Source organism: Brevibacterium sp. H602, assembly GCF_051172395.1.
In the GTDB taxonomy this organism is placed as follows: domain Bacteria; phylum Actinomycetota; class Actinomycetes; order Actinomycetales; family Brevibacteriaceae; genus Brevibacterium.
The window spans coordinates 1-24725 of the sequence record NZ_JBPIZD010000007.1 but is presented as its reverse complement, the minus strand read 5'-3'; the positions used below and the strand labels follow the sequence as shown (position 1 = coordinate 24725).

Here is a 24725-nt window from a genome sequence, read left to right as displayed (position 1 = left end):
ATTTACACCAAAGTGTAGTAGCCAAGCAGGGTTATTGGATTGTGAGGACGTCAGCTGCTGGTCGAGTAGACCTGCTGCGAGCCTCCGGCACGGGTGCGGTTGCGGCGACGAGTCTCGGGGCTGGTGCCGCGGGATTCGGACGCGCGGTGGCTGCTCGGCTGACGACCCGAAGATTCCGCGCGCTGACCGCCCGAGCGGCCATTGCCGGAGCGGCCGCCGCGGGAGTTCTCGCGACGACGATTTCTCTCGCCGGTGTGCCCGGCGCCCCGGCCGCGGCCGCCGCTCTCGCTGCGACGCGATTCGCCGCTGCGACCGCCACCGGTGGCGCCCGAGTTCTCACGGCCGCGGTCGCTGCCGGCGTCACCGCGACCCGAGCTTCCGCCGCGTCCGCCACGGCCACCTCGGCGACGGCGGGATGAACGACCATTCGACGTGGAAGGTTCGGTCTTCCTGCGCGGCTGGACGGGTTCCTTCGGCTGCGGGGCGACGAACTCGGCGATCTCACCGACGAGCTCGGTCACCTCGGGGGACTCTGCGTTAACCTTCTGCGGGGTCGCCTTGATGGCGGCCTTGCGCAGGAGGATCTGAGTGTCCTTGCGCTCTTCGGCGGTCATCACCGTGACGACGTCACCGGCGCTGCCGGCACGTGCGGTGCGACCGGAGCGGTGCAGGTACGCCTTGTGCTCGGTCGGGGGATCGACGTGGACGACGAGCTCGACGGAGTCGACGTGGACGCCGCGGGCGGCGATGTCTGTGGCCACGAGCACCTTCGCCGCACCATCGGTGAACGCGGCGAGGTTGCGGTCGCGCGCACCCTGCGACAGATTGCCGTGCAGGTCGACCGCGGGGATACCGGCTGCCGTGAGTTGGCGGGCGAAGCGTTTGGCCCGGTGCTTCGTGCGGGTGAAGAGGATGCGGCGGCCCGTGCCGGAAGCGAGCTTGTGCACGAGTTCGTTCTTGTCGTCGACCGACACCTCGAACACGTGGTGGGTCATGGCCGATACGTGGGAGGTCGCCTCGTCGACGGAGTGGAGGACCTCGTTGTGGAGGAAACGACGGACGAGTTTGTCGACGTCGTTGTCCAAGGTGGCGGAGAAGAACATCCGCTGTCCCTCAGCCGGGGTCTGGTTGAGGATTCGGGTGACTCCGGGCAGGAACCCGAGGTCAGCCATGTGGTCGGCCTCGTCGAGGATGGTGACCTCGATGTTCTCGAGCGTGAGGATGTCCTGCTGGAGCAGGTCCTCGAGGCGACCCGGGCAGGCCACGACGATATCGACTCCGGCCTTGAGTGCGACCTCCTGGCGACGCTGCTTGACGCCGCCGAAGATCGTCGTCGTCCGCAGGCCCACGGCCTTGGCCAACGGATCGATGACCTCGGTGATCTGCGTGGCGAGCTCACGGGTGGGAGCCAGGACGAGCCCGCGCGGATGGCGGAACTTCTGCGAACCCTCGCCGGATTCGGCCAGGCGGGCGACGAGCGGAATGGAGAACGCCAGGGTCTTGCCGGACCCGGTCTTTCCGCGGCCGAGCACATCACGGCCGGCCAGCGTGTCGGGCAGAGTGTCCTGCTGAATGGGGAAGGCCTGGGTCTTGCCTTCACGGTCGAGGGAGTCGACGAGCTTGGCGGGAACACCGAGGTCGGCGAACGAGGTGGGCGCCGAGGTGGCTTTCTTCGCGCGATTGCCGGTGCTGCCTGCGGTGGTGTTGCGTGTGCTGCCTCCGCGGGTGCGGGTGCTGCGGAGATTGGTGCGTGTCTGTGAAGTAGTGATGGGGTGGCCCTTCGACGTGCCGGAGGGCGTGCCGGTGCCGTGAATAGTTGGCAGGCAGCCGCTTCCGGTCATGGAATGAGCGCTGTCGGCGCTCTCGATCGCCGAGAGAAAACGGCTTCGGAAATGCGCGGGTGCTATCACCCAGCTGCAGAGACGAGGCGTCCTGACGACGCAGGGAACCCGAAATCGGGTTCGCAGGTAATTACAGTATAGCCCCGGCGGCGCGTGAGACAGAATCCGCGGGCTTCGCGGCGGGCACGGAATCAGGCTCGGAGACTGCGGCGACCGGCCGTCGGCGAACTCGGCGGTGCCCGGTCACCCATGCGGAGAGCGCCACCGAAGCCCAGCCGATGCCGATGCCCGCGATGTCGTCGAGGATGTAGTGCCATCCGAAGTAGAGCGTGGCGACGACCGTCACACCGAAGAAGATCCAGGTGAACACCTGGACGGCGCGATGCTGTTTCGTCAGCGTCATGAACAGTGCTGCGGCGAAGGTGACGGAGACGTGAAGCGAAGCGAATGCGGCGACACCCTGGATGGAATCGCTTCCGATCGGGTTGCTGAGGTAGTCGAGGCGAGTGTCGATGAGGGATTCCTGGAGCTCGCTGACTCCGGTGTCGGGCAGCGCCCGGAAGACCTCCGGGTGGCTGAACACGGGACCGACCGACGGCAGGAGATAGTAGCTGACTGTGCCGAGTACCCAATTGAGGCTCAGCATCGTCGTATACCAAGCGCCGACGGCGAGTCTGCGATTGAGCACGAGGACCGCGCCGAGGCTGATCGGAATGAGCGGCAGGTAAGCGAGGTAGGCGATCGACAGCAGGTTCGCCGCGATGCCGGTGCCCAGGAGTTCGTGCAGGAGCACGGCCGGAGTGTTCCCGCCGGCGAGCCAATGGTCGAGGCGGAACAGCTGCTGATCGAAGAGGGTGCCCTCGCGGTACACCGGCAGCACGCTCTTGAGATTGCGGTAGGCGACGTAGCAGACGTAGAAGCTCATCAGTCCGGCGCCGATGCACAGCAGCCGGTGGGTGTCCCACTCCTTCTTTGCGATGTCGACGACCGACGTCGGCAGATTTCGCCACCCGTTTCGCCTCACCGTTTCCACGACTAGCCCGGCGCCGATGAATCCGAGAACCAGCAGAGGCAGACGGATGTATGAGGGGCCGAGGAATCCGTCGGGGTCCCGCAGCGGGAGATCGAGGAAGAGGGAGGAGAACACGGCGGCCGCTCCGACGAGGAGAGCGAGCACCATGGCAAAGGTGTAGGGCCAACGTCGCAATCTGGTCATCGGAACACCGTAGTGATTCACTTTTAGTACATCTTCGGATTTTCCTCGGAGGCGGCTGACCGGAGCCCCGTTCTCGCCCGCGCCGGCGGGGCAGAACAGAATGGTCCACCCACTGTGCGGCTCGCGGCATTAGTGTTGGTTCATGACAGAAGGTCCATTGAACGCGCCTCCGAATCGCGATGACCCGATACCCGAGGGACTCAGACTCGGTGCCCGCTTCACCGGATACCTGCTGGTGATCATCGCGGGAATCACAGTCGCGATCTTCGTAGCACTGCAGGTCGCACAGATCGTCGTTCCATTCCTGGCTGGGCTCGTCCTCTCTGCCCTCCTGGTCCCCATGTCGACGTTCCTGCAGCGGCATCGGTGGCCGAAGTGGTTGGCGGTGGTTACAGTCTGGGTCGTCGTCCTCGGCCTGTTGGCCGGACTCGTTCTCCTCATCACCTTTCAGATCAGAAGTGAGATACCTGAGATCCAGAAGCAGGTGGCGACGACCCTGGACGCGGCGAAGCAGCTCTTGGCCACGCAGCCGTTCGGAATCACCGAAGCCAAACTCAATGACCTCGTCGATTCCTCGGGGAAGTGGCTGCAGGACAACGCCGCCGGTCTCGGCTCCGGTGCCGCCGAGGTGGGCACGACGGCGGCGCATGTCATCGAAGGCGTCATCATCATCCTGTTCGTCACCCTCTTCGCGCTCATCGACGGACGCGGCATCTGGACCTGGGTCGTCAACATCTGGCCGAAGAAGGCGCATGCGCGGATCTCCGCGGCCGGTGAGGCCGGTTGGAAGACGCTGACGAACTTCATTCGGATCCAGCTCGTCGTCGCGGCCAGCGATGCGATCGGAATCGGAGTCGGTGCACTGATCCTCGGCGTCCCCTTGGCGGTGCCGATCGCCATGGTGGTCTTCCTCGGTGCCTTCGTGCCGTTCGTCGGAGCGATCGTGGGCGGAGCGGTCGCAGTGGGCTTGGCACTGCTCTTCAACGGCTGGGTGCACGGCCTGATCATGCTCGGGGTCGTCATCGTCGTCCAGCAGCTCGAAAGCCACGTCCTGCAGCCGTGGCTGACAGGACCCACAGTGAAGATCCACCCCTTGGCGGTGATCCTCGGGGTGACAGCGGGAGCAGCGGTGGCGGGCATCGCCGGGGCCTTCTTCTCCGTGCCGGTCATCGCGACTCTCAATGCGATGATCCACGCGGCCAAAGACTACAGAGTGGGACAGCGTTGAGACGGGCCGGGCCACGGTTGAATCGAGTGCGAATCGTCAAGGGCGCTCTTCGGCGTCTGCTCGACGACGAGTGCCTCGACAGAGCAGCCGGGCTGAGCTTCTACGCTCTGCTCTCTGCTGCCCCGGCGATCCTCGCCATGGTGTCGCTGCTCGGCGTGGTCGGGGAAGCCGAGTCGACTACGAAGGCGGTGCTCTCCCTGGTCCACGGAGTCTCGGCTGAGGCGGCCACGGCGATCCGCCCGTTCATCGTCGAACTCACCGAGTCGTCTTCGGCCGGAGCCACCCTCATCGGCAGCCTGCTGCTGGCGATCTGGTCGTCGTCGAAATACATCGGCGCATTCGGCCGTGCCCTGAACGCTGTCTACCGGGTCGAGGAGACTCGGCCGTACTGGAAGTTCAAGCCGCTCATGCTCCTGATGACCGTGATCACGCTCATCGTCCTGGCCGCTCTGGGGCTGCTGCTCGTGCTGTCCGGGCCCATCGCCGAAACGCTCGGCGAGTTCATCGGAATGGGCGCGGTTGCCCTGCTGATCTGGAACGTGGTCAGATGGCCGGTCTTCGTCTTCTTCGTCATGCTGCTCATCGCCCTGCTCTACTACGTGACCCCGAACGTCAGGCAGCCGAAGTTCCGGTGGGTCAGCCTCGGTGCGTTCGTCGCGCTGCTCGTGCTGCTTGCCGTGTCGGCCTGCTTCGTTCTCTACATCAACAACTTCAGCAGCTACAACGTCACCTATGGGTCGATCGGGGGAGTGATCGTCGGGCTCGCCTGGGTGTGGATGGTCAACCTCTCGCTGCTCCTCGGCGCCGAGTTCGACGCTGAGATCGAACGCGAGCGGCAACGGCAGTCCGACGGTGACGCAGACCGCAGGAATCAGTTCAGACGACGTGCGGCGAACTCGGCGGCATTGTGAAGCACGGTGTTCGTGTCGTCGAGCACCCGCCCGAAATGGAGGAACGAATGGAGCACATGCGGATACTCCTCGAAGCGGACGTCGTTGCCTGCCCGCTGCAGGGTCCTGGCCAATGCCCGGCTGTCATCGCGCAGCGGATCGAGCCCGGCGGCGGCGACGAACACCGGCGGCAGACCGGACAGATCGGCGGTCAGATGCGCGACGAACGGTGAATGTTCGTCCTCCGGGGTCGGCAAGTAGTCGTCGAGGAGGTTGCTGAGGTCGTGGATGCCCATGCCGTCCCAGTCGCCGCCGTAGAGCCTGCGACTGGCCGAGTCGATGAGACCGTGGCTGCCGTAGATGGGCAGAAGGGCGCGCAAAGCCGAGAAGCTCGCGGGACTCGCCCCGATGGTCTCCGGTTCATCGCGCAGAAGCAGACCTGCGCCGAGGGTGAGAACCGCCCCCGCCGAATCCCCGGAGATGGCCAGACGTGTGCCGTCGATGCCGAAATCCTCACCGTGGCCGGCGAGGTGGTCGACGACCCCGGCACATTCGTGCAGCGCCTGCGGGAACTTCACCTCCGGCGACAGCGAATAGTCGACTCCGATCACGGCGAAGCCGCCGGCAGAGGCGAGCACGCGCATGATCCGGTCATGTGTATCGAGGTCGCCGAGGCTGAACCCACCGCCGTGGAGGAACAGGAGACCGGGCAGGACCGCCTCGGTGGTGGGGCGATGGATGCGGATCGGAACGTCGACCCCGGCGGTGCGGATGTGGTGATCATCGGTGCGGGCCATGGTCGGCCCACCCTCATTCCACAGCGCGCGTTCGGCCCGGTATTCGGCGCGTTTGGCGGCCAAGGATCGAGCGGCAGGGGAGAGGTCACCGGAGGCAGCGGCGAAGTCCTCGCCGGCTCGGCGGCACGCGTCGGCCCGAGTGGCCTGGACGGCCATGATCTCGCGCATCTGCGGCGACATCGATGCCACGATGTCGGCAGGAATGGTGGCCAGCAGCGCTTCGGTGAGCGCGGGGTCGACGGTCACGCCGGGAATCATCAGCCTCATTCTTGGTCGGCGGCAATGATTCCCAGCTTAGCGAGGCCAGCGTCGGCGGCCGCGGTAGGACTCACCTGAGAAGATCCGGAATATCTGCCGATCGTCGCTGTTATGACAAGGGGACTGTGACACCAGTCCTTCACCGCCGAAGACACTGCAGGAGCCAACCATTGACCGAACATATGCGCAGGCACGAGACCGACCACGAAATCCCTTGGTCACTGCCGATCGTCGTGCGCCGGTCCAAGACCGCTATCGCTCGCCACATAGATGTTCTCGAAGCCACTGCTCGCGCGGTCGTGACCTTCCTCGACGATCCGCGTTCGCAGCCCGGTGGGGAGTGGAATGAGGTCGTCGAATACTGGCGTGACGGAGCGATCCGCAAGGTCGTGCGCCGCGGTGACGGGAAGAAACTTGAGGACGCACGGGCACTCGGGTGCGTGAGCGTGACCTTCGGCGGCACCGACGATTTCGCCCCCGCCGAGGCGTTCGTCTTCGCACCCGGCCCCGTCGAACCCCTGCCGCATGAGCTGAAAAAGCTGCAGGTCGGCGGCACCGAATTCCCGGATGAGGGCGAATCCTCGATCCCCGCCGCCGAGGCGGTCGTGACCATCGAACTCTCACCCGAGCTGACGCTGACGACCGGGAAGGCCGCCGCGCAATGCGGACACGCCGCGCAGCTGGCGTTCGAGCAGATGCCCGACGACGTGCGAGAGCGCTGGCGGGAATCGAGTTTCAGCTTGCGCGTGATCACGGCGAGCCGGGAATCGTGGGCCGCGAACGACCAGCAGATTAGCGTCGTCGACGCGGGCTTCACCGAAGTCGACGGCCCCACGGAAACCGTCCGCGCTCGTTGGTGAACCAGCCCGCTCGCCGGGCGGCTCACCCTGCCCTGCACCACACGAATCGGCGGTGGGACGGGAAGTGGGGGAGCCGCCTCGGCGAGGGGTGACTCAGACGTTGTCGAGGTCTTTGAGCTCGTCCTCGGTCAGCGGTCGCGTCTTCGTGCCATTGCCGAACTCGTCGAGGTAGATGATGTGTTTGACCATCTCACCGGTCTCTTCGTCCTTGACTTCGATGATGTCACCAGGTTGGGTCGCTGGCTGGTAGAAATCTTCATTGACTCCGGTCATCGTGACCACCTCCTATAAGTATCTTCACCATACGATGCTGTGATCTGAGTCTCAAGGGCCCCTATTGCTACCTGACGGCGGCCCAGCAACCTGGCGCCAGGTTGCTGCGCCGCCGTCAGGTAGCAATAGAGGGTCTTCAGGGTGCGGAATCGGTAGTCTGAGTTCATGGAACGCCAGAGATTTCACACCGCCGGAGGTCGCGACCGCAATGTCACCGAGGAGGCCCGTCCCGGAGAGGACGAGTTCCGCGTCGATATCGAACGGATCCGGTTCTCCCCGTTCTTCTCCCGCCTGGCCTCGGTCACCCAGGTCATTCCGCAGGCCGGGTCCGGCACGGTCATCCACAACCGGCTGACGCATTCGCTCAAGGTCTCCGCGGTGGCCCGATCGATCGCGATCACATTGAATAACGCGAACGAGGCGACCAGGGAAACGGTCAACCGCCTCGGCGGATGTGATCCGGTTGTCGTCCAGGCGGCCGCAGCCGCCCACGATCTGGGGCACCCGCCGTTCGGCCACCTCGGCGAGAAGGAACTCGACCGGGTGTCACGGCAGGTGCTGCGCCTCGATGACGGGTTCGAGGGGAATGCGCAGACGTTTCGGATTCTCACCGCTCTCGACAGTTGCGAGGCCACGGCGCGCGGTCTCAACCTCACGCGCGCGATTCGGGCTGCGGTGCTCAAGTATCCGTGGGAGCGCGGGGAGTGGACAGACGATCGGGCGTCGTCGGCGGCGCGGATGCCGCGTGGGGTCGGTGACGATGTCAGCGAGGGGGCGATGAAGTTCTCCGCCTACGCCACCGAGGTCGAGGAGATGGCGGACGTGCTCTCGGCGTTCCCGGCGATCGGGAAGTATCAGCAGACTCTTGAGTGCGCGGTCATGGATGTCGCCGACGATATTGCGTATGCGGTGCACGACCTGGACGACTTCTACCGGTCGAACGTGCTGCAGTACACGGCTGTGTCCGCCGAGCTCGGGCGGTGGCTGCGCGACTGGAGGGAACTGGCGGCCCTGGACTCTGCGGAGTTGGATCGGCGCCGTCCCGGCCATGCGCTCGAAGCAATCCGGCGACACATCGGGGAGAAGGATCCGTGGATCGCCTCGGAGGAGGCGTTCCGGGAGTCGGTGGAGCGGGTCAACCGGGATCTCGTCGAGGGACTCCTCGGCGTCCCCTACGACGGGGGACTGGAGGCGGATCGGGCGGTCACTGGGTTCACCCGGCGGTGGATCGATCGGTTGCAGGCCTCGATCGTCGTCGACCCGGATCCGCATATCCGCAGCGGTCATGTGCGGCTGAGCCAGGAGGCTTGGCACGATGTCGTGGTGCTCAAGTTCGTCCATGCGCGGTTCGTGCTCGAGCGCTCTGACCTGGCCGTGTATCAGCGTGGGCAGACGCGGATCATCGCGTCCCTGGTCGAGGGATTCCATGAGTGGCTGCTCGACCCGGATGAAGCCACGCGGATTCCCCGGCGTCTGGTCGATTCCGTCGAGGCGGCCACGCAGGAGTATTCGGATCTGTACGCGCGCAACCCTGCTGCTTTGGGGAAAGAGGGTGCGGCCGGGATCGTGCGGCGGGGCCGTGCTCGGGCGGTCGTGGACTATATCGCCTCGTTCACCGATGCGCAGGCGATGTCGGTCAACGCTCTGATCACCGGGGCCTCCGACGAGCCGTGGGAGGCCGGGCGCGGGCTGTAGGGAATGCCGGCAGAGCCGCGCTGGTGAAAGCTGAACTGCGGGAACAGCGAAACGGCGGGATCGAAGAGAAATCTTCGACCCCGCCGTTCGCGGTTTCAGCTCAGTGGCTGAGCTGGGTCACCTTCAGTGCTTACCGGCCGAGGCGCGGTAGCGGCGGGTTGCCCACACCGCGGCGACACCACCGGCGATGAGCAGTGCAGCCCAGCCGACCATGGCCGAGATGCCTTCGGCGCCCGTCCGCGGCAGGTCGCCACCGGCATTGCCCGAGGCGTTCGTGCTCGAACCGGCCGAGGTGCTCGAGCCGGCATGCGATCCGCTGTCGGACGACGATCCGGCGTCCGACGAAGCCGAGGAGTTCGCCGAGGCGGCCTTCTCGGAATCACTCGCAGCGCTGGCTTCTGCTTCGTCTCCGTCCGCCGAGGCGTTGGTCTCGTCAGAGGTCGAAGCTTCCGCCTCGTCACCATCAGCGGCTGCTGCTGCGTTTGCCTCAGCACCGTCGGCTGCGGCGGTAGCCGACGCCTCGGATGAAGAATCAGCAGTCGAAGCAGCCGAAGCGGCCGCGCCGGCATCCGCATTTGCGGCAGCCGATGCCTGTGCGTTCGTCGAATCCGAATTGTCGGCGTTTGCGGCTGCGTTGGCAGCTTGCTGCGCCGAGGCATTCGGATCCGAGCTCACATCAGCGGTGGTGTCCGAGGAAGCTTCCTCGGTGGCCGCGGATTCTGCCGCTGCCTCAGCGCTGGTGTCAGCTGCTGCCGATGCGGTGGAGGTTGCATCGTCATTAGCTGCTGCCTGTGCGGCGGCCTGAGCGGATGCAGTCGCATCATCGTCGGCTTCGGCCTGGGCTGAGGCCGAAGCAGAGGCGGCTGCATTCACATTGGCATTGGCATCGGAACCGTCAGCATCCGCCGTGGCTTCGGCGGCAGCTGCAGTGGAAGAGTCCGCAGCGGCAGTCGCCGAGGCGGCCGATGAGGAGTCTGCGGTAGAAGCGGCTTCGGCCGCGGCTGCGGCGTTCGCATCGGCTGCTGCCGAGGTATCGGCGTTTGTCGAATCCGAATTGTCGGCGTTGGCTGCTGCCTGTGCCGCGGTTTCGGCTGAGGCATTCGGATCCGAGCTCGCATCTGCAGATGTATCCGAGGTGGCTTCCTCGGTCGCGGCCGATTCCGCGGCTGCTTCGGCCGAGACGTCGGCAGCGGCCGAGGCCGTTGTCGTCGCGTCCGCCAGAGCCGCTTCCTGTGCTGCGGCTTCGGCGACGGCGTTGCCGTCTTCGTCAGCACGCGCGGAAGCGGTAGCGGATGCTGCGGCGTTGACGTTGGCATCCGCCTCCGCGGCCGTATCAGCCGTCGCTTCGGCTGTCGGATCAGCGTCGGCATCTGCAGCGGCGTTCTCAGATGCTGCCGCCGAAGAATCAGCCGTCGAAGCGGCTGATGCCGCAGCAGCAGGGTCTGCATCCGCGGCGGATGAGGCCTCAGCATTCGTGTCATCAGAATTGTCCGCGTTGGCAGCAGCCTGAGCGGCGGCCGTTGCCGAAGCATCGGTTTCGGTAGTCGCGTCGGATGAAGCGGTTGTCGACGCGTCGGCCGTCGCTGCTGATTCGGCGGCTGCGGTCGCGTCGACATCTGCGGCAGCGGACGCCGTCGTTGTTGCGTCGGCCAGCGCAGCTTCATCTGCGGCGGCTACGGCGACGGCGTTTCCATTGTCATCGGCGGTTGCCGACGCTGCAGCCGAGGCCGAAGCGTTGGTGTTGACTTCAGCATCGCCTGGTTCCTCTGGGGCGTCCGCTGTTGCGCGGACCGAGGACGACGCGAGGTTGATGTCGATGGCATTTGCGGCCGGAAGCAGTTCCAGGCTGACGGCGTTCACCGTAAAGCCGGTTCCGTTGTCGCCGTCGACATAACTCTTGTCGAGAGCCGACTGTGCACTCGCGCCGGACTGTTTGGGGGTCGGCTTCGGCGACTGCTCGTTGATCGTGAGATCGACGACTTGATTGAGTGCCTCAAATACCGGGCTGAGATCCTCCAGGATCGGATCGATGACGCCTGTGACTCCCTTTGCGACCTCGTCGGCAGTAGCTGTGAGGATTCCACCGACCAGCGGTTGAGTGATGGAAAGAAGCGACTTCACGAGTGGCTCGGTCACAGCGTTGACGATCGCGCCTGCGTCGACGCCCAAGATCGAGAGCTTGGTCGTGATGGTCGGTTCTGACTTGTCAGTTCCCGCTAGCTGTCCAAGGGTGGCGTCAACTGTGATCGTGCCGTTCACACCGGAAACGAGGCCCGACAGGAGCTCGATGGACGCCGGCAGGTCGATCTTGAGATGTACCTTGTTCAGAGCATCTTCCAGCGTGTCCGTGACTCTGTCGGTCAAAGACCCGAGGGCATCCGCTACAGCGGTCGTGATCTTCGAGATCGTGTCAGCGGTCAGGACCTGGGTATTGGGGTCCAATCCGTTGAGGTTTTCACCGTTTCCGCCTTCGACCACTTTGGCAAGGTCGATGGCAATATCGCCCTCGGCCAGGTCGATGGAGACGATGCCAGATTTGTCCTCGAGCTTCTCCTTGACAGCGTTTTCAACGACGCTGTTGAGAGCGTCGCGGACTTCGACACTGACGGTCGTGTCGCTGCCGCCGACATTCAGTTCGGCAAGGCCCAGAACATTGAGATCGTTGACTCCCACCTTCGCGAGGTCGTCGACCAAGCCTTTGTCGCCGATGACCTCTTCGAGAGTGCCACCTGTTTCGTCGATGACGGTGTCGAGCGAATCGGAGATTCCCTTGACCGCCGGGCTCGAAACCGTCAGCGTGCCGTCAGCGACGACGTAGTCAGGGGTGGTGGTCTGTCCGTCACTGTCCGCAGTCGACGCGATGGCGCCGAGCTCGAGGCTGAGATCATCGACGACCTGATCGGTGACTCCGTCCAAACCGAGCTGGTTGAGAACCGCGGTCAGATCGACGTTCGCATTGGCGTACTCCCCTGCGTTGATGTCGTCGATGTTGAGGGCGCCGTCGGCTCCCACCGCGCCGGCACTTGCCAGCGCGTCGTTGTAATCGGCGGCCTCTCCGTATGCGTTGAGAACTCCGGTGTTGCCGAGATGGAGCAGGCCATCTCCATCAGGGTCGCTGGCCAAGGGGAGGGACACTCCGTCGCCGAGGTCGATCCTCAAAGCATTGAGAGCCTCGATGTCGAGCGGGGTCGAGACGGCCTCAGGGCTACCAGGCGAACTGCTGTAGGCAGAAGCAACGTCGGCGAGCTGTCCGCCAAGAAGCTCAGATTGGATCAGCTGGCCCCACGCCTCGGCATCTTGTTGGGGTCCGTTGTCGGGTCGGCCGGCAGCGGCCGCGGGGGATACGGTCATTGCAGTCAGGGCCAGCGCCGAGGCGGCGGCGACTGTGCCCACTGCAACCTTTCGACCGGTTCCGGGCCGGCCTCTCAGTATTCTCATGGTTCTCCAGATCGTTCAGACCCTGATCAGGTCCAGGCGCCGCCTGGACGGAAACAGGCAGTTTCCTGACAGGACGCTCACAACGTTACGGAGTCATGCCGAAGTAATCACGCAATAACGACAAATGTTATCCGCTCGTTATAGACCGTCCATTGGTGATTTCCGGTGGATCTCGCGAAGCGGCAGCCGAGGTTCGACGAGCTGGTGATCTGCTGCAAAACTGCAGGTCAGAGTGTTGCGCTGAGTGTCATTTCGCGAACATGCTCAGACCCCTTCGAGTCATAGGTCAGTCACTCTATTCTGAGTGCACAGTCACGTGCTGCACCACAGAATTGATACATAGGCATCTAACCGTGACCAGCCTATATAACGACCCGATGACCAGGCATGTTGCGTTTTACGCGCCGAAGCCAACCTCGAATCTCGGACACCTCACCCCTTCCCAAGAGCTCCCGAATAGAGTCGAGCCAACCGGAAACACCGACGCAGCCGGGCGCGCACAGGAGAATCGACGAAGGAGTTGAAGCATGGCGAAGAAGACCCGGTGGGCTGTCATCGGCGCAGGAATCATCGGAGCCGCGGTCGCCCGCGAGATCCTCAACCGTCACGACTCCGCCGACGTCACCCTCTTCGAAAAGGAAGACCACCCTGCCGCCCACCAGACCGGCCACAACTCCGGAGTAGTCCACGCCGGTCTCTACTACGAGCCGGGCAGCCTCAAAGCCACCCTGTGCCGCCGAGGCGTCTCCCTCCTGACCGACTTCGCTGCCGAACACAAAGTCGCCTTCGACGAATGCGGCAAGGTCGTCGTCGCCACTGACGACACAGAAGTCGAACGCCTCCACGCCATCCACGACCGCGCCCTCGCCAACGGAGTCCCCGACATCGCCCTGATCGACCGCGACGGCCTGCGCGACGTCGAACCGAACGCCGATGGCCTCGCCGCCCTCCACTCACCCCACACCGCGATCATCGACTACCCCGGACTCACCGACGCCCTCGTTGCCGACTTCCGCGCCCACGGCGGCCGCGTCCGCTTCTCCACTCCGGTCAAGAGCATCGATCGCCGAGGCGGCTCCACCTCCCAAGACACCGCCATCGTCCGCACCCCGGTCGACGCTCAAGAATTCGACCACGTCATCGTCTGCGCCGGCCTGCAATCCGACCGCCTCGCCGGCCGCTCCGGAGAAAGCCGTACCCCGACCGTGGTGCCCTTCTTCGGCCAGTACTTCATCCTCGACGAGGAATACAGCAGCGCGGTCAACGGCCTCATCTACCCCGTCCCGGACCCGAAGTACCCCTTCCTCGGCGTCCACGTCACCCGCCGCATCGACGGCGGCCTAATGATCGGACCCAACGCTTTCCTCTCCTTTTCCCGCGAAGGCTACCGAGGACTCGGCCTCAATATCCCCGACTCCCTGGCCGTGGCCGCCGACCCCGGATTTTGGCGCTTCGCCGCCGCCAATATGGCCACCGCTGCCCGTGAGCTGCCCGGGGTGCTCTCAATCGAGAAGTTCGTCGCCGAGGCGGCCCGCTATGTCCCCTCGCTCGCCGGAGCTGACGGCCACCGCGCCACCCGTGGAATCCGCGCGCAGGCTATGAATCGGGACGGAACACTCGTTGATGACTTCGTCATCGATCGGGCGGGAGCCACGATGTTCGTCAGGAACGCGCCCTCCCCGGGAGCCACCTCGGCGCTGGCCATTGCCGAACACCTCGTCGGCATCATCGACGGGCGATGATGCCGGTGGCGGGGGTCGACGACGAAGGGCCGCCTGCCCGACCGTGAGGAAGGGGAGGCGGCCCGAAGACCAGAGCGGCTGCTCAGTCGCACCGACTCACTTGGGAGTGCGGGTCTCTGCGCTGATGAACCAGGCCTGCTGCTCGAGCTGAGCGATGTAGCTGTGGAAGATGTCGGCGGTTGTCGGATCCGCCGAGTCGACCTCGTCATGGCAGTCACGCATGGACGCCACGGTCGCCTCGATCGACGCGACCATGTGGTCGATGGCGTCGTGGGTGCTGATCTCTCCGTTCGGGAACTCCGGCAGCCCTGTCTGTTCGGCGATCACCGCGGGGCGACCGTCCGGAGTGGAGTGGAGGGCACGCATGCGTTCAGCGATCTCATCGCTGCCTGCACGGGCGATGTCCGTGACTTCGTCGAGGTTGAGGTGGAGGTCTCGGAAGTTCGTGCCCACGATATTCCAATGCGCCTGCTTGGCGGTCAGGCTCAGAGCGATGAAGTCGACCAGAACCGTTTGGAGGTTCTTGGTCAGGGCGTCGGAGGCGATGAAGCCGCGTTCGGCGTTCTCGCGAGTGGTCTTCTCTGAGCCATGGGGGTCGGGAACTGTCACTGACTGTGTCATGATTTCTGCTCCTGTTCTCTCCGGTTTCGCGTTGACCCGGAGTCTATGAACACCATAACGCTGCCGCAGATGACGCGTAACCCCCGTCAGGATGTGCCTGACTCATCGTCCTGGGCGATATAGACGCGGGAACGCAGCCGCTGGGCGTGCGTGAGACTTTTGAGGTCGATGTCGCTGTCGAAGCTTGAGCCGAGTGCGCCGGCGACGACGCCCATCGCTGCGCTCAACCGATGTCGAGGTAGTTCGTCAGCCGGGCTTCGGGCCGGTGGATCGTCAGGGCCATGAACTCGGGGTCGATGACGATGAGCCCTCCGGCGAGGATGCCGATGACCAGCAAAGCGTAGAGGCCCGTCACGCAGATGATGAGTGTGAGTACGGTGGACAGGTTGTAGTAGAAGACGACCTGAGCCAGGCGTTCATTGACCGGGCGATCCCAGAGGCGATTGATCGTGATCAGCCTGCCGACCATGACTGCGATGGCGATGGCGCCGATCGAGGTGAGGCGGGCGATAGACAGATGATGGGGCATTTGCCAGATGGAGCTGTAGAAGATGCCGAATGCTCCTGTGGCAGCGGCTGCGGCCATGGCTCGTGAGAGCCTGCGGGCCATCCGCAGCGGCTCATTGGCCATGGTCATGCCAGGACCAGGCGGGGCCCGCCGGTGAACGTGTGAGCGTGAAGGGTGCGGCGGCCGGACTCGGAGCGGCTCGACCATCTGCCCCAGCGCGGCAGGCGATGCGTCTTCGCCGGCAGGTGACCGTCGGGCAGGAGCTGATTGACACAGCTCATATAGATCTTCAGCAGACGACGCTTCGTCGTCAGTGCGCCGAGGGTGGGGTAGGAGATCACGGCGACTTTTCGGGCGGGCAGCACCTCGGCGATCAGGGGTTTGCCTTGGGTGTGGCGGGGAATGTCGGTGAGCATGATGACGAGATCGGCATCGGGATATTGGGCGACGATCGCATCGAGAGTCGACAGGTCCAGCCGATGGTCGGCTTGGACGCGGAGCGCCTCAGTGCACACGTCGACAGTCACCTCCGACTCGAAATCGTGGTGGAGGAGTTCAGTGAACTCATCCTTGAACGCGGTCACGCGGCGGCTCGGATGCCCGGGATCGCAGATGAGGAGGATGTGCATTTTCCCACTGTGACAGTGCCGGTTTCGGTCTGGCCAGGGCGAAGGCGAATTCCGACGCTTTGTCCACTGGGTTTTCAGGCCGAATCTGATCTCGGACCCCTGAACGCGTATTCTGATACCGACGTGTCGACGAGACGAAGGAGGACGCGGTCAATGGCAGTTCTGGTGACCGGAGGGGCAGGCTACATCGGGTCGCACGTGGTGCGGCTGCTCACCGAACGCGGCGACGAGGTGCTCGTCGTCGACGACTTCTCCACCGGCATCGACGCGCGCGTCGACGGACTGCCCGTGGTCAACCTCGACCTGGCCGCCGCTGATGCCGAAGAGCGCCTCGTGTCCGCCATCAAGGAGCACGGCGTGGACTCGATCATTCACTTCGCCGCGAAGAAGCAGGTCGGCGAGTCCGTCGAGGAGCCGGTCATGTACTACCGGCAGAACATCGGGGCACTGACGAACATCCTCGCCGCCGTCGAGGCGACCGGCATCGAATCGCTCGTCTTCTCCTCCTCAGCCGCGACCTACGGCATGCCCGATGTCGACATGGTGCCTGAGGATCTCGACTGCCGCCCCATCAACCCGTACGGCCAGACGAAGCTCATCGGCGAGTGGATGATCGACAACCAGATCACCGCCTCGCAGATGCGGGGCACCACGTTCAACGCCGTGAAGCTGCGCTACTTCAACGTCGCCGGTGCCGGCTGGAGCGAACTCGCCGACACCGCCGTCATGAACCTCATCCCGATCGTGCTCGGGCGGCTGAAGGACGGCAAGGCGCCGATCATCTTCGGCGACGACTACGACACCCCTGACGGCACGTGCATCCGCGATTACGTCCACGTCAAGGACCTCGCCGAGGCGCATATCGCCGCCCTCGACTACATGAAGGCCGGCGGCACCACGGAGACCGTGTTCAACGTCGGCACCGGGACCGGCGCCTCGGTGAAGGAAGTCATCGACACCATCGCCGAGGTGACCGGCCGTGACATCGTCCCCGAAATGGGCGAGCGTCGCGCCGGTGACCCGCCGGCGCTGGTCGCCGACGTCACCCGGATCTCCGCCCTGCTCAGTTGGAAGGCCGAGTTCGGTCTCGAGGAGATCGTCCGCAGCGCTGTCGAGGCCGCGGGGATGTTGCCGAACCAAGAACGATGACGCAATCGGACCCAGCCGCAACAGCACTTCACTGGGTCCGAGCACGTTCCGCGCCAGGGCACGAGCTGCCGGTCGGGGCGCGGGTGGCACTGCATTTCCATCCCGGTGATGACGCCTCTGAGGCTGGGGTGCTCGAGTCGATTCTCGAGCTGGGACAGTATCTTTCCCAGTTCGCCACAGGCACGAGCAATGGCGGTCTGACGGCCTTCCCCGGCGGCGACCGGTGGCTCTGGGAGCAGAGAATCTTCGGTGGAGCCTATGACCATGTGGAGGTGCACCACCGACCGGTCTATGGGGCACTTGACCTCGACGGCGACCCCTTCGGGCCGGCACCGCGGTTCGGGTCGGCCTACCTGCGTCTCCGTCCGGAGGTCTTAGCGCGAGCGACGTTCGCTTACCCGGACAGCACCTTTGAGCCGGAGCTCTTCGGGGTTGCTGACCGGATGAGGCTCATTGCCGACTATCGTCGTGACGAGCGGGCTGCCGACCAGGCTGCTGCCCAGGGATGCGGCATCGTCGACCGTCTCGATCACTACATCGAGGCCCATATCCACGGAGGGGTGAAGGTGCCCGATGATGTTGAAGCATTGGTGGTCGATCCAAGCTTCGCCGATCATGCGGTCGTGGAGAGAGCCGGCCGCTGCGGCCTCGTTGTCGAGACTCACCCCGGCTATGTCGCCGAGGTTGCCGAAATTGCGGCGCACCCGGAATATCGGGGCCAGGATGTGGTCGAGCTCGCGCAGCGGATCGTCGAGAGGCTGGCGAACTCAACCCAGTTGCTCCCCATTCATGTCGCACGTGCCAGGCGGGTGTGGGACCTCGACGGGCAGCAGAGCAAGAAGCTTTGGCACTGCCTCGCACGATTTGGTCGGACCTGGTGAACCACTCCGTTACTTCGCGGGTTTCATCTCGCTTTCGACGACCCATTTGTGGTTCGTCATCTCCATCTCATCGGTCTTGATGTCGACCATGTAGACGGTCTCGTCCGTCGCTGAGTCGATCGTCGCCTCGGCACCCTTCATTCCGGGCATATGATCGGCGTTGACGGTGGCCTTGTCGCCCTTCTTCAGCGGTGCCTTGCCCGGGTCCTTGAGCTCTTCGTGGACGACCCACTTGTGATCCTTGACCGGGTCGCCGCCGTCGGTCGGCGTGTAGCTGATTGAGTAGGTCGTGGTGTCGAAGGCGCCGGAGACTGTTGCCTCGGCGCCCTTCATTCCCGGCATGTGGTCGGCGGAGAGGACGACTGTGTCGCCGACATCGAACTTCGGGTCGGCGGCTTTCTTGATGCCCTCCGGTGGGTCGCCGCCGTCGGCGGCGTGCCCTTTATGGCCACCCGATTCGTGTCCGGATTCGCTGTGGTCCATGTCGTCGTGTTCGGAGCCGCCAGTTTCGCTCGAGGCGGACTCGTGGCTGCCGTGGGGGTCTTCTCCGCCCGATCCGCGGCCCTCGTCATTCGCAGTTGAGCAGCCTGCCAGAGCCAGTCCGAGTGCTGCGGTGACCGCAGTGAGGCGGGCGGCTGGATTGAGCTTCTTCATGAGTGGTCTCCTGGTTCGGTGAGACGGTCGCGTCGGATTCGCTCGGCGGCAGATGGGAACCTTTCAGGGCATCCCATCTCGTGGACCCGCCACGGTCACCTTATACCCCTTATGGGTATGATTGCCAAGACGGCATACGTGCTCTGCATCCGTAGTGACATGGGGATATATATGAAGACGACGCAATTCGTGTTGGGGGCTGCGGCCTTCGTTCTTGCCCTGACCGGGTGTTCTGCTTCTGGAACGGGAAGCGAAGCATCCACAGAATCAGGAGAGTCTGCAGCAGTGCAGCCGGGTTCGGCTGAAACGCTGCTAGCTGACCTCGATCTGGCCGACGAGGACGTCACAGGAGTCATCGATCAACTGGATCGCCTGCCTGTCGACGAGAGGCCCACCGACCTCATGGCCTCGGTCCAGCCTGACGAACTTGTTCTCACCGATGGACAGCAAGAGGCGACGATGGCACTGCCGGAGGGGAAGAGCTACGTCTCCATCGCTCCTTTCGTCGATGAGACGCACGACTGCTTCTACCACAGCCTCACGACCTGTCGGGGCGAGTTGAGCGAGAAGGACGTCGATGTGGTGATCACAGACTCAGAGACGGGCGAAGCAGTGGTGGATGAGTCGACGACGACCTTCGATAACGGGTTCGTCGGCTTCTGGGTGCCGTCCGGCATCACCGGTACCATCGAGGTCAACGCCGAGGGCAAGACCGGTACGACCGATTTCTCCACGAGAAGCGATGGGCCTACCTGCGTGACCGACCTCAAGTTGAAGTAGTTACGAGGAAGCCGGGCCGACCGTCGTCACCCACTCGACAGGAGCACTGCTATGACCCACCATATCGTCATCGGAGCGGGCTTGGCCGGTGCCGCAGCCGCGTATTCCATGACCGCGCGCGGCGAGGATGTCACCGTACTCGAACGGCATACGCCGGCCAACGACCGAGGCAGCTCCCATGGCTCAGCGCGGATCTTCCGGTATGCCTATCCGGATCGCCTCTACACCAAGCTCGTCGTGCGTGCGCGTGAGCTGTGGGACGACCTCGAAGCGAAATCGGGGACGGAGCTGATCACTCGCACGGGAGCGCTCGACTTCGGCGACACCCGGCACACCGATCTGCTCGCCGAAATCTTCGATGAAGTCGGCGTTGAGTACGAGGTCCTCGACCCTGAGAGTGCCGCAGAACGGTGGCCGCAGTTCGCCTTCGACACCGACGTGCTGTGGCACCCCGACGCCGGCGTCATCGACGCCGAGACCACGGTGACCACCATGCTCGACCGTGCGGTGGACACCGGGCGTGCCCGGATCCTCACAGATTGGACGGTCACCGAGGTGGCCCGACGATACGAGGGCGGCTTCAGTGTCACCTCGGCGACGGGGGACGTTGTCGAAGGTGACCGCGTCATCGTCGCGGCGGGCGGGTGGTTGCCCGACCTCCTCGGCGATCTTGGTTTTCCGCCAGCGTTCCTTGAGGCGCTGCCGACTTTCGAAGTGCGGCAGGAGCAGGCGTTCCACATGCCCTACCGCGATGCCGATGCGGACGGTCGGCCGTGCACCCCCTGGCCGACGTTCATCCACAAATCCGGGGAGATGTTCACCTACGGACTGCCCGGTGGGCGGGACGCCGGTTTCGCGGGACAGAAGTTCGCGCAGTTCAACGGCGGGAAGGTGATCGGTTCGGCCCTTGACCAGGACGGACAGATCACCGAGGAGATGCGGTCTCGGATGATCGACTATGCGAAGCGGAACCTGCCGGGACTCATTCCGGAACCGTATGCGGAGACGACGTGCCTGTTCACGAACACCCCGAACGAGGATTTCGTTATCGACGAGGTCGACGGTCTCGTCATCGTCTCGGCCTGTTCGGGGCACGGGGCGAAATTCGCGCCGCTGCTCGGCGAGTTCGCGGCCGACCTCGCGACGGGTTCAGGTGAGGTGCCGGAACGATTCCGGGTAGGCGCTGCGACTGAGTGATCGGGCGGCGGGTGACTCAGCGCTTTGACGCGATGACGAGATGCCTCGTCGAATGGGCGACGAAGGGCTGACCCTGGCGCATCCGGGTGTCGAGCTCGCGCAGCTGCGGAAGGTAGTCGGCGACCGCGAAGTCGGGCACCCACCACGGGCATTTGCGCAGGATCCACACGATCGCGCCGACGTCGTAGAGCTCCATGCGGCAGCGCGCGGTGCGCAGCGTTTCGACGGTGAGTCCGGCCGCCTCGGCGGCTTCTGATTCTGTCTGCGGATGCCGTGCCCGGCGGTTCTCGGGCAGTGGGCCGAGGAAGAATTCGATGAGTTCGAACGCCGAGGCCGGACCGACGTGCTGTGCGAGGTAAGTGCCGCCGGGGACGAGCACACGGCTGATCTCTGACCACGCAGGACTCACGGGATGCCGCGAAGTGACGAGGTCGAAGCTGCCATTGGCAAACGGCAATCGGCGCGGGTCGGCTTCGACGACATCGACTCCTCGCGGACCGAGCCGGTGACGGGCCACAGCGATATTGGGGCGGTACGATTCGGTCACCGCCATGCGCGGCGGCAGAACCGGTGCCTCATCGACGACCTCACCGCCGCCGGTGTCGATGTCGAGGGCCGCGGTCGCCGTCGACAGCCGCCTGGCCAGCAGAGACGAGTACCGCCACGGAGGCCGCTCCTCAGTGGCGCGCCCATCGAGCCAGCCGAACCCCCACCCGGTGACATCGGCGGACTGTGCTTCGGTGACGAGCTCGTCGAATGCGCGCATGTGTCCATCCTCGCGCACACGACTCTCACCCGTCGAGCCACGCGGTCACGTCGGTGAGGAGATCGTGAGGTGCTTCGAGCGGGACGAGGTGGCCCGAGTGCAGAAATCGGGTCACGTGCGGACGGCGGGGAAGCGCCTCGGCGAGACGGTCGGCCTGGTCGAGGGGAATCCATGGGTCGTCCTCACCCCACCCGATGCGGACCGGGCCACGTACCTCGCCGAGGCGGTCGACAATGGGTGCCGTGTGCTCGGGACGCAGCGCGGCGATTTGCTTGTAGAACGCAGACTGACCAGCGATAGTGCACCAGGGTGCGCTGAGTGCGGCGATCCATTCTTCGCTGAGACTCGAGCGGTCTTCGCCTGTCGGAGAATCGTCGGCTCTCGCGGCTGCCGCACCCGCGATGTATTCGCGGACCAGTGCACGATGGAGTCGAGGCGGGAGGGCCGCAAAGACACTTTCGTTCTCGGCGACGAGGCGGAAGAACGGCGAACCCCACGGATCGAGAGTGACGATGTCGAGCAGATACAGCGACGCGAAATCGCAGCCCTCGAGCAAGTGCGCACCGAGCGCCACAGCACCGCCGATGTCATGGGCGATGACGTGGGGACTCGAGACTTCCCAATGGTCCATGAGCTCGGCCAGACGACGACGTTGGGTGATGAGATCAACGGCGGGGGCCGCCTCGGCGAGGGGATTGCCCGTCGGCTGTGCCGACGAGTCGGAAGGGGCGGGGAAGGACGTGTCCGACGGGTCGAGAATCGACTCGCCGTATCCGGGCATGTCCCAGAGGCGGACGCGGTTCGTCTGCGCGAGGTCCCGGGCGAGTGGCAGCCACATGCGGGATGACCACGGGGTTCCGTGGCAGATGATCACCTCGCCGAGGCGGTCATGGACGTTGTCGTGGGAGGTCGGTGAGATGGTAGTGGTGGCCACCTCGGTGCCGTCGTTCAAGGTGATGCGGTCGGTGGATGTGCGGATCGCGGAACTGTGGTCGGTTGGAGTCGTCATGAAACGACGATAGAACTTTAGGTCAACCTGAAGTCAAGGTGTCATCATGGAGTCATGAAGATCGGGGATGCGGCCGCGCAACTGGGGACGGCAGCGCATGTACTCAGGCACTGGGAGGACGAAGGTGTCGTCGTGCCGGACCGGACAGCGGCCGGGCACCGTGACTATTCGGACGAGCATCTGAGTCGGTGTCGGATCGTGCTGTCGTGTCAGAGCGTGGGCATGAGCCTTGCCGAGATCAGGGCGATCCTGCACCGCGGTGAGGTGGGGCGTGCCTCGGTGATTGCGGCTCGCTTGTCGGCGATTCGGGCGCAGCGGACCTCGCTCGACTCTGCGGAGAAGTTCCTCCTGCACGTTCGCGGCTGCCGGCACAACCTCATGACTCGGTGTCCGGAGTGCTCGGAATATGCGGGGTGAGTGGGCCGTGCTGGGGCTGCGCGTGGAGTGATGGGGCGGGGCCGCCTCGGCGAGGGAATGTTGCGGTGGGCGGAACTCAGTGCACATTGCGCGAATTCTCGGGTCGGTGATGGTCACAAAATCTCGCAGAACGGGCATGATGGCCTTATGACCACAGATATGGATATTGCGCTCAGCGCCGAGCTCGATCCCATCGTCGACATCGCCGCTGGGCTGGGTCTCGACGCGAAGGACATCATTCCCCACGGATGGACGAAGGCGAAGGTGCCGATCGACATCCTCGATCAGGCGGCAGCCGACGCTACGGACGGGCGGCTCATCCTCGTCACCGCTATGAGCCCGACCCCTGCCGGCGAGGGAAAGACCACGACGAGCATCGGCCTGGCCGACGGACTCAACGAACTCGCGCGGTCGAAGCCCGAGGTTGGCAAGGCCGTGCTCGCGCTGCGGGAGCCGAGCATGGGTCCGGTCTTCGGAATGAAGGGCGGGGCGGCCGGCGGCGGATACGCGCAGGTCGTGCCGATGGAAGATATCAACCTCCACTTCACCGGCGACTTCGCGGCCATCGCGGCGGCGAACAACCTCGCCGCGACCATGCTCGATAACCACATCCACTTCGGCAACGACCTCGACGTCGACCCGCGGCGCATCCATCTCCGCCGCGTCGTCGACCTCAACGATCGAGCACTGCGGGGAGTTGTCGTCGGACTCGGCGGACTCAACGGGGGAGTGCCCCGCGAGGATGCCTTCGACATCGTCGTCGCCAGCGAGGTCATGGCGGTGTTCTGCCTGGCCACCTCGTTGGCCGACCTCAAGGAACGGCTGGGACGGATCGTGCTCGCCCACAGTAGAGGGCGGGAGCCGATCACGGTCGCGGATATCGGGGCGGCGGGGGCGATGACTGCGCTGCTGCGCAATGCTCTGGCGCCGAACCTCGTGCAGTCCTTGGAACATTCGCCGGCGTTCATCCACGGCGGACCGTTCGCGAACATCGCCCACGGCTGCAACAGTCTCTTGGCTACCAAGGCCGGACTGGCGCTGGGGGACTGGGTGGTCACGGAGGCCGGTTTCGGTGCCGACCTCGGAGCCGAGAAGTTCCTCGACATCAAGTGCCGCACCGCCGGGATCTGGCCCTCCGCCGTGGTCGTCGTCGCGACCCTGAGGGCCCTGAAGTACCACGGTGGGGTCGACGTCGCCGACGTCAACTCTCCCGATGTGGCGGCAGTTTTGGAGGGGATGAGCAATCTCGAGCTGCACTGTCGGAACCTGCGTGAGATCTACGGACTGACGCCGGTCGTGTGCTTCAACCGGTTCCCCACGGACACCGACGAGGAGATGGCTGCGGCGATCTCGCACTTGGACGGTCTTGGGGTTGCGGCGGTGGAGTCCACACACTGGGCCGACGGCGGCAAGGGTGCTTTGGCACTGGCGGAGGCGGTTGTCGAGGCTGCGGGCGGGGCACCGGAGGATCCGGCCGCCTCGGCGAGGTATTCGTACGAGCTCGGGGCACCGCTGGAGGACAAGATCCGCACGATCGCGCAGCGGATCTACCAGGCCAAAGATGTCGACTTGCCGGCCAAGGTGAACCGGAAGCTGCGTCAGTTCACGGACGAAGGATACGGTGACGCGCCCGTGTGCATCGCGAAGACCCAGTACTCGCTGTCGACGGATGCGAGTCTGCGCGGGGCGCCGACCGACCACGTCATCGAGATCAAGGATGTGCGGCTGTCGGCCGGAGCCGGGTTCATCGTCGTCATCGCCGGCGACATCATGACGATGCCGGGCCTGCCGCGCGAACCCTCAGCGCTGAAGATCGACGTCACCGAGGACGGCAACATCACCGGCCTCTTCTAAGAGCTAATTACTACCCGACGGC

The 24725-nt window shown here is 64.7% G+C and carries 23 protein-coding genes; 11 read left to right on the top strand and 12 right to left on the bottom strand.

The genetic code is table 11. The annotated features are described in order from the left end of the window. Positions 1-50: 50 nt before the first annotated feature. Both ACSBQT_RS06745 and ACSBQT_RS06740 read right to left on the bottom strand, forming a co-directional pair. Complete coding sequence (locus tag ACSBQT_RS06745; RefSeq protein WP_435001207.1) at positions 51-1841, bottom strand: DEAD/DEAH box helicase; 1791 nt, start codon at positions 1839-1841, stop codon at positions 51-53. Positions 1842-1971: 130 nt separating this feature from the next. Beyond that, positions 1972-3057, bottom strand: coding sequence for a phosphatase PAP2 family protein (locus tag ACSBQT_RS06740; protein WP_435001206.1), 1086 nt, complete (start codon positions 3055-3057; stop codon positions 1972-1974). 142 nt (positions 3058-3199) lie between these two features. On the opposite strand from ACSBQT_RS06740, the gene ACSBQT_RS06735 reads away from it, so the two are divergent. Beyond that, complete coding sequence (locus ACSBQT_RS06735; protein WP_410708551.1) at positions 3200-4285, top strand: AI-2E family transporter; 1086 nt, start codon at positions 3200-3202, stop codon at positions 4283-4285. Between the two features lie 26 nt (positions 4286-4311). Next, the gene (locus ACSBQT_RS06730) at positions 4312-5196 is read left to right on the top strand and encodes a YihY/virulence factor BrkB family protein (protein WP_435001203.1); all 885 of its coding nucleotides are present in this window, start codon (positions 4312-4314) and stop codon (positions 5194-5196) included. Here ACSBQT_RS06730 and ACSBQT_RS06725 read toward each other — a convergent pair. Continuing rightward, entirely contained in the window at positions 5157-6230 is a 1074-nt protein-coding gene (locus tag ACSBQT_RS06725) for an alpha/beta hydrolase fold domain-containing protein (protein ID WP_435001201.1), read from the bottom strand. The two genes, ACSBQT_RS06730 and ACSBQT_RS06725, sit on opposite strands and share 40 nt — an antisense overlap. 170 nt (positions 6231-6400) lie before the next feature. Here ACSBQT_RS06725 and ACSBQT_RS06720 point away from each other — a divergent pair, with 170 nt between their 5' ends. Beyond that, the gene (locus ACSBQT_RS06720; protein ID WP_435001200.1) at positions 6401-7090 is read left to right on the top strand and encodes a peptidyl-tRNA hydrolase; all 690 of its coding nucleotides are present in this window, start codon (positions 6401-6403) and stop codon (positions 7088-7090) included. A gap of 93 nt (positions 7091-7183) precedes the next feature. On the opposite strand, the gene ACSBQT_RS06715 is transcribed toward ACSBQT_RS06720, so the two are convergent. Further along, entirely contained in the window at positions 7184-7363 is a 180-nt protein-coding gene (locus ACSBQT_RS06715; RefSeq protein ID WP_264799475.1) for a hypothetical protein, read from the bottom strand. Between the two features lie 165 nt (positions 7364-7528). Between ACSBQT_RS06715 and ACSBQT_RS06710 the strand changes: the two genes are divergently transcribed. Continuing rightward, positions 7529-9058 carry a deoxyguanosinetriphosphate triphosphohydrolase family protein gene (locus ACSBQT_RS06710; protein WP_435001199.1) on the top strand — a complete coding sequence of 510 codons (1530 nt, stop codon included), beginning with the start codon at positions 7529-7531 and terminating at the stop codon, positions 9056-9058. 123 nt (positions 9059-9181) lie between these two features. Here the strand turns inward: ACSBQT_RS06710 and ACSBQT_RS06705 are convergent, their stop codons facing one another. Further along, positions 9182-12451 (bottom strand): choice-of-anchor G family protein, encoded by a 3270-nt coding sequence (locus ACSBQT_RS06705; RefSeq protein ID WP_435001198.1) that lies wholly within the window; start codon positions 12449-12451, stop codon positions 9182-9184. Between the two features lie 572 nt (positions 12452-13023). Between ACSBQT_RS06705 and lhgO the strand changes: the two genes are divergently transcribed. Then, positions 13024-14238, top strand: coding sequence for an L-2-hydroxyglutarate oxidase (lhgO, locus tag ACSBQT_RS06700; protein ID WP_435001195.1), 1215 nt, complete (start codon positions 13024-13026; stop codon positions 14236-14238). A 96-nt stretch (positions 14239-14334) separates the two neighbouring features. Here lhgO and ACSBQT_RS06695 read toward each other — a convergent pair whose 3' ends face one another. The 4 genes from ACSBQT_RS06695 to ACSBQT_RS06680 form a co-directional block, all read right to left on the bottom strand. Beyond that, positions 14335-14859: a Dps family protein gene (locus ACSBQT_RS06695; RefSeq protein WP_025779292.1), complete on the bottom strand. Its 525-nt coding sequence runs from the start codon at positions 14857-14859 to the stop codon at positions 14335-14337. Positions 14860-14945: 86 nt separating this feature from the next. Next, a complete protein-coding gene (locus ACSBQT_RS06690; RefSeq protein ID WP_435001194.1) occupies positions 14946-15086 on the bottom strand; it encodes a hypothetical protein in 141 nt (46 codons plus the stop codon). Then, entirely contained in the window at positions 15083-15496 is a 414-nt protein-coding gene (locus ACSBQT_RS06685; protein WP_435001193.1) for a hypothetical protein, read from the bottom strand. The genes ACSBQT_RS06690 and ACSBQT_RS06685 overlap by 4 nt, the downstream gene beginning before the upstream one ends. Next, positions 15493-15996: a hypothetical protein gene (locus ACSBQT_RS06680; protein WP_435001192.1), complete on the bottom strand. Its 504-nt coding sequence runs from the start codon at positions 15994-15996 to the stop codon at positions 15493-15495. Before ACSBQT_RS06680 ends, ACSBQT_RS06685 begins: the two co-directional genes overlap by 4 nt. Positions 15997-16149: 153 nt before the next feature. On the opposite strand from ACSBQT_RS06680, the gene galE reads away from it, so the two are divergent. Further along, the gene (gene galE / locus ACSBQT_RS06675) at positions 16150-17145 is read left to right on the top strand and encodes a UDP-glucose 4-epimerase GalE (protein ID WP_435001191.1); all 996 of its coding nucleotides are present in this window, start codon (positions 16150-16152) and stop codon (positions 17143-17145) included. Positions 17146-17228: 83 nt separating this feature from the next. Continuing rightward, complete coding sequence (locus tag ACSBQT_RS06670; protein ID WP_369864455.1) at positions 17229-18026, top strand: DUF3626 domain-containing protein; 798 nt, start codon at positions 17229-17231, stop codon at positions 18024-18026. Positions 18027-18035: 9 nt separating this feature from the next. Here the strand turns inward: ACSBQT_RS06670 and ACSBQT_RS06665 are convergent, their stop codons facing one another. Further along, complete coding sequence (locus ACSBQT_RS06665) at positions 18036-18680, bottom strand: YdhK family protein (RefSeq protein WP_435001189.1); 645 nt, start codon at positions 18678-18680, stop codon at positions 18036-18038. Positions 18681-18797: 117 nt separating this feature from the next. Here ACSBQT_RS06665 and ACSBQT_RS06660 point away from each other — a divergent pair, with 117 nt between their 5' ends. Beyond that, the gene (locus tag ACSBQT_RS06660) at positions 18798-19460 is read left to right on the top strand and encodes a CueP family metal-binding protein (protein WP_435001187.1); all 663 of its coding nucleotides are present in this window, start codon (positions 18798-18800) and stop codon (positions 19458-19460) included. 51 nt (positions 19461-19511) lie between these two features. Next, entirely contained in the window at positions 19512-20657 is a 1146-nt protein-coding gene (locus tag ACSBQT_RS06655) for an FAD-dependent oxidoreductase (protein ID WP_435001186.1), read from the top strand. Between the two features lie 16 nt (positions 20658-20673). Here the strand turns inward: ACSBQT_RS06655 and ACSBQT_RS06650 are convergent, their stop codons facing one another. Next, positions 20674-21423 carry a class I SAM-dependent methyltransferase gene (locus ACSBQT_RS06650; RefSeq protein ID WP_435001184.1) on the bottom strand — a complete coding sequence of 250 codons (750 nt, stop codon included), beginning with the start codon at positions 21421-21423 and terminating at the stop codon, positions 20674-20676. Between the two features lie 25 nt (positions 21424-21448). Further along, a complete protein-coding gene (locus tag ACSBQT_RS06645; RefSeq protein ID WP_435001182.1) occupies positions 21449-22432 on the bottom strand; it encodes an alpha/beta fold hydrolase in 984 nt (327 codons plus the stop codon). A 54-nt stretch (positions 22433-22486) separates the two neighbouring features. Between ACSBQT_RS06645 and ACSBQT_RS06640 the strand changes: the two genes are divergently transcribed. Further along, positions 22487-22849, top strand: coding sequence for a MerR family transcriptional regulator (locus ACSBQT_RS06640; protein WP_435001181.1), 363 nt, complete (start codon positions 22487-22489; stop codon positions 22847-22849). 147 nt (positions 22850-22996) lie between these two features. Next, positions 22997-24703 (top strand): formate--tetrahydrofolate ligase, encoded by a 1707-nt coding sequence (locus ACSBQT_RS06635; protein ID WP_435001179.1) that lies wholly within the window; start codon positions 22997-22999, stop codon positions 24701-24703. The last annotated feature ends 22 nt before the right edge of the window (positions 24704-24725 follow it).